Origin of the sequence: Vibrio sp. 10N.222.48.A3, from assembly GCF_041475345.1 — a bacterium.
GTDB lineage: Bacteria > Pseudomonadota > Gammaproteobacteria > Enterobacterales > Vibrionaceae > Vibrio > Vibrio tasmaniensis_A.
In genome coordinates this window covers 1-4665 of sequence record NZ_JBFRVX010000813.1, presented here as the reverse complement: position 1 = coordinate 4665, position 4665 = coordinate 1, and the positions used below count along the sequence as shown (strand labels likewise).

Below are 4665 nucleotides of genomic sequence, written 5' to 3'. Positions count from 1 at the left end.
AGCTTAGAGCTTAGAGCTGGATCATAAGTCTAGAACATAAGCTTAGAGCGAATTGATTAAAGACTTCCCAGTGAAAGTTGCCTATTGAAACATAAGCCCAACGATTCAATGTTTATTGAACTCGTTGGGCTTTTTCGTAGCTGGAATCTGGATTCAGACACGGTATACTCCACGTTCTACAATGGAGCTAGCCTTTACATGTTCGACATTCTTCTGAATCACTCTGATTTTTTACTTATAAACAAACATCCAGGCGTCAGCGTCCATAAAGACGATGGTGATACGATGTTATTGCAAGAAGTTGCTAAGGCAATCAATGAGCCGAAGCTATATTTAGTCCATCGTCTCGATAAAATGACGTCAGGAATTCTACTGCTGGCAAAAAATACCCCGGCAGCGAGTGAGCTTTCACAGTTGTTTGCAAAGCGTGAAGTAGAGAAGTACTACCTTGCGATAGGCTCCAAGAAGCCGAAGAAAAAGCAGGGGCTGATCTCAGGAGATATGGAGCGTTCACGACGCTCAAGCTGGAAGCTGCTGACAACCAAAGAAAACCCAGCGATTACCCAATTTTTATCTGCAACGGCTGAACCCGGTGAGCGTCTACTTTTATGTAAACCCTATACGGGGCGAACTCATCAGATCCGTGTCGCGATGAAGTCCATTGGCTCGGCTATTGTTGGTGATCCTATTTACAATCCATCGAACGAGGCTGACAGAGGCTATCTGCATGCCTTCGCGATTCGATTTACCTATCAATCACAAGCCTACGAATGTGTCTGCGATCCAAGAAACCTCGACTCTTTGGGGGAGAAATGGCATCAAGAGATCGTGTCTAATGGTTTAGACAGTTGGCTTGAACCTTGGTCATTAACGTGGCCAAAGCTAAACACTAAGTGAGTGAAATAATGGAAGCATCAGCTTTACCTCTGTTTTTTAGTCATATTGAACAGCAATTGAATGAAGTGCCGAATGAACTACGTCGTATTTTTCACGGGCGTGGCAAGTTTTGGCCCGGCCTAGATCAACTCACTTGTGATTGGGTTGATGGACAGTTATTGGTTAACGTGTTTAAAGAAGTGGACCAAGCGTTCTTATCATCTCTAAAGACTGGATTGGTCGACCTCACTAACAAAGATATCTGGCAAGTAAAACAGGGCACAAGCATTGTGCTGCAACACCGTTATGCTGATGGCGCGCCCTCTGAAGTGTTGTGGGGTCAATTGAACGACTCACCAGTCGTGGTTGAACATGGGCTTAAGTACCAACTAGACATTGGCCGCAATCAGAACTTCGGTCTGTTCCTAGACATGCGTAATGGCCGTCAGTGGGTACAAGATAATGCTAAGGATAAGAACGTTCTTAACCTGTTCGCATACACTTGTGGTTTCTCTGTGGCGGCGATTGCGGGTGGCGCTCGACAATGTATGAACGTAGACATGTCTCGCGGATCACTGAACAAAGGCCGTGATAACCACCGCTTGAATGAGCATGATATGCGCTCGGTGAACTTCCTTGGCTACGATATCTTTAAGTCGTGGGGAAAAATCAAGAAGGGTGGCCCATATGAGCTGGTTATTATCGATCCGCCTTCGTTCCAAAAAGGCAGCTTTGCACTTACTAAAGACTACAAAAAGATCTTACGTCGTTTGCCTGAGCTTCTAACCGAAGGTGGTGAAGTGATTGCTTGTGTTAACTCACCAGCAGTGTCACCAAACTTCTTGATTGAGACGATGGCAGAAGAAGCGCCAAGTGTTGAGTTTATCGAGCGTTTAGATAATCCACCTGAATTTGTCGATGTCGACCTCGATTCAAGTTTGAAAGTCCTGAGATTTAAAATTAACGTTTCTGAAGACGCTTAATTTAGAGTAAACAAATATCAACGTTTGAAAGTAAAAAAGCCACTCAAATGAGTGGCTTTTTGGTCTTTAGGTTTCTAAGAAGTTTAAGCTTGTTGTTTCTCTAGCTCAGCTTCTTTCACTTCGTCTTTGATTAGAGAATCAACGATTACCGCACATGCTGCATCACCAGTGATGTTAAGGGCAGTACGGATCATGTCGAAGATACGGTCTAGAGCGAACAACAGAGGTAGACCTTCGATAGGGATACCAGCTGCTAGAAGAACCGCAACCACTAGGAAAGAAGGACCTGGAACACCAGCTTGACCAACTGCGCCTAGCGTAGACGTTACGATGATAGCAACGTAAGCGCCCATAGAAAGGTCGATGTTGAACAGCTGTGCGAAGAAGATAGCAACTAGGCCGTAGTAAATTGCATTACCAGACATGTTGATCGTCGCACCAAGTGGCAGAACGAATGAAGCCGTAGAGTTGCGAACGCCAAGTTCTTTCTCTACCGTTTCCATTGTTACTGGTAGTGTCGCCATTGAAGATGCTGTTGATAGTGCAACCGCTTGAGGCTTCTTCATTGCCACTAGGAACTTCTTAGCTGAAGTCTTAGTGAAGATTTGAATCATCAGTGGGTAAGCAACAAAGCCGAAGATAAGAATCGCAGCGATGTAAACAATGAACAGCTTGAACACGACCATAAGCGCGCCAAAGCCAAACGTACCTACTGCTTCAGCCATTAGGCCGAATACGCCAAGTGGTGCAATGATCATAACTTTGTTGATCATCCATACCATAGCGTCAACGATAGCATTTACACCGTTGATGATAGGGTCACGTTTCTCTTTTGCTTGTTTAGAAATCGCAATACCAAAGAATAAGCAGAAAACGAGAATTTGCAGAATGTTTGCTTCATTCAGTGATTGGAAAACGTTGGTAGGGATCATGCCAGTGATGGTTGCCCAGAACGTTGGAAGTTCGCCTTTCGCAGCGTATTCTGAAGAGAACATGCCTTCAACGCCAGAAACATCGATACCACGCCCCGGTTCGAACACTTCACCCATTACAAGCGCTAGTGCTACAGCAAGTGCAGACGTTAGTGCAAAGTAACCCAGTGTTGTTACACCGACTTTACCAGCCGATGAGCTATTACCTAGACCTGCAGCACCTGAAATTAGGGCAACCGCGACTAGAGGAATAACCAGCATCTTGATCAAATTGATGAAGATAGCACCCAGTGGAGCGAACATAGTTGCGCTGTCACCCATCATCGCGCCGACTGCGGTACCGATGATCATTGCAATAACGACTTGAATGCCAATATTGCTTAGTAAACTCTTTTCTTTTAACACTTCCATAACCTCTGTGCTACTAAATATAAAAATCCCAGAATTACTCACCAATGAACGATGTGCCATTGGATAAATATTTCGCGAAGAGTTTTACACGTATCCTTTACATTTATCAATATGAGCAGAGGTGAAAGTCTCTTAAAAACAGCAGGTGAATCGCTATTAGATGTTTTTTCATACCAAAGCAAACGTTTGCTTTGGTTTTTCGTTGTTCGGTTATTTGTAAGATTTATAAAAGTGTTTTTATTGATCGCTTTGTGAATGGATTGTGCTTCGCGTCGCTTGCTTACTTTTGTTAACATTTAATCAATATCTTTAAGTTTTTTCTATACAGATTAATCTGGCTGAAAATGATAAAGCTTGTTGTGGGAAATTTAGCCTGAACTATGCTTAAGGTATCTATTTATTACCAAGATGTTACCTCTGCGCTTTAAATAAAACGTCTATCTAGCATCTCAGTTGTAAGGAGAGGGGCTATGACTTTTATATTAAAGTACTTGTTTGCGTTTCTTCTGTTGTTCAGCTCTGTGTTCGCTCAGGCCGATGATGTTTGGGTGATTGAGGTGAACGGAGGGATAGGTCCGGCGACCAGTGATTACCTCACTAGAGAAATAGAACAAGCTCACGATGAGCAAGCAAAACTCATCATTTTGAAAATGAATACGCCTGGCGGGTTAGATTCGTCGATGCGTGACATTATTCGATCCATCACCACATCACCGATTCCTGTCGCTACTTGGGTTGGCCCTGCGGGTTCGCGAGCAGCGAGCGCCGGAACCTATATTTTACTTGCCAGCCACGTTGCTTCCATGGCGCCCGGAACTAATCTAGGTGCAGCAACCCCAGTGTCTCTTGGCGGTGGCAAAACGCCGACTAATCCCTTGTCGCCTCAAGGTGATGCCAATAAAGACGACAACACTTCTGCGAGTGAGCAAGACGCAACCAAACAAGAGAATTCAGATCAAGTAAAAGCCACCACTGCGATGGAGAAGAAAGTCATCAATGATGCTGCTGCCTACATCGTCAGTTTGGCTAAGCTGCACAAACGTAACGAAGAATGGGCAGAAAAAGCGGTAAGAGAGGCAGCCAGCTTGGATTCTGAGAATGCACTGACTCTTAACGTGATTGATTTTATTGCCAGCGATCTTCAGCAATTGGTTGAACTGAGCAACGGACGCACCATCACCATCAACGGTGTCAGTCAGGAAGTCCAACTTAGTGATGTTGCTTTTGTCGAGCGAGAACAAGACTGGCGCTTTAGTTTGCTGTCAGTGATCACGAACCCGAACGTTGCATATATTTTGATGCTGATTGGTATCTACGGTTTGTTACTCGAATTCTATAACCCTGGCGTCGGGCTACCGGGTGTATTGGGGGGGATCTGTCTGTTACTGGCAATGTACTCCTTACAAATGCTGCCGGTGAGTTACGCAGGCCTTGCGTTGATTCTGCTTGGAATTGCCTTAATG

General features: G+C 44.5%; 4 protein-coding genes. 3 read left to right on the top strand and 1 reads right to left on the bottom strand.

Features of this window, described 5'->3' with window-relative positions:
- Positions 1 to 198 precede the first annotated feature (198 nt).
- A complete protein-coding gene (locus AB4653_RS20110) occupies positions 199 to 897 on the top strand; it encodes a TIGR01621 family pseudouridine synthase (RefSeq protein WP_102257848.1) in 699 nt (232 codons plus the stop codon).
- A gap of 8 nt (positions 898 to 905) precedes the next feature.
- Positions 906 to 1859, top strand: coding sequence for a class I SAM-dependent methyltransferase (locus AB4653_RS20105; RefSeq protein ID WP_009848763.1), 954 nt, complete (start codon positions 906 to 908; stop codon positions 1857 to 1859).
- Between the two features lie 83 nt (positions 1860 to 1942).
- On the opposite strand, the gene AB4653_RS20100 is transcribed toward AB4653_RS20105, so the two are convergent.
- Positions 1943 to 3262: a dicarboxylate/amino acid:cation symporter gene (locus AB4653_RS20100; protein WP_012604345.1), complete on the bottom strand. Its 1320-nt coding sequence runs from the start codon at positions 3260 to 3262 to the stop codon at positions 1943 to 1945.
- 410 nt (positions 3263 to 3672) lie between these two features.
- On the opposite strand from AB4653_RS20100, the gene AB4653_RS20095 reads away from it, so the two are divergent.
- A partial coding sequence (locus tag AB4653_RS20095; protein ID WP_372105153.1) for a nodulation protein NfeD occupies positions 3673 to 4665 on the top strand: 993 nt, incomplete at its 3' end.

Coding starts and splice junctions, on each gene's coding strand:
- AB4653_RS20100 (WP_012604345.1), bottom strand. CDS start 3,262: ATGGCACATCGTTCATTGGTGAGTAATTCTGGGATTTTTATATTTAGT.
- AB4653_RS20110 (WP_102257848.1), top strand. CDS start 199: ATGTTCGACATTCTTCTGAATCACTCTGATTTTTTACTTATAAACAAA.
- AB4653_RS20105 (WP_009848763.1), top strand. CDS start 906: ATGGAAGCATCAGCTTTACCTCTGTTTTTTAGTCATATTGAACAGCAA.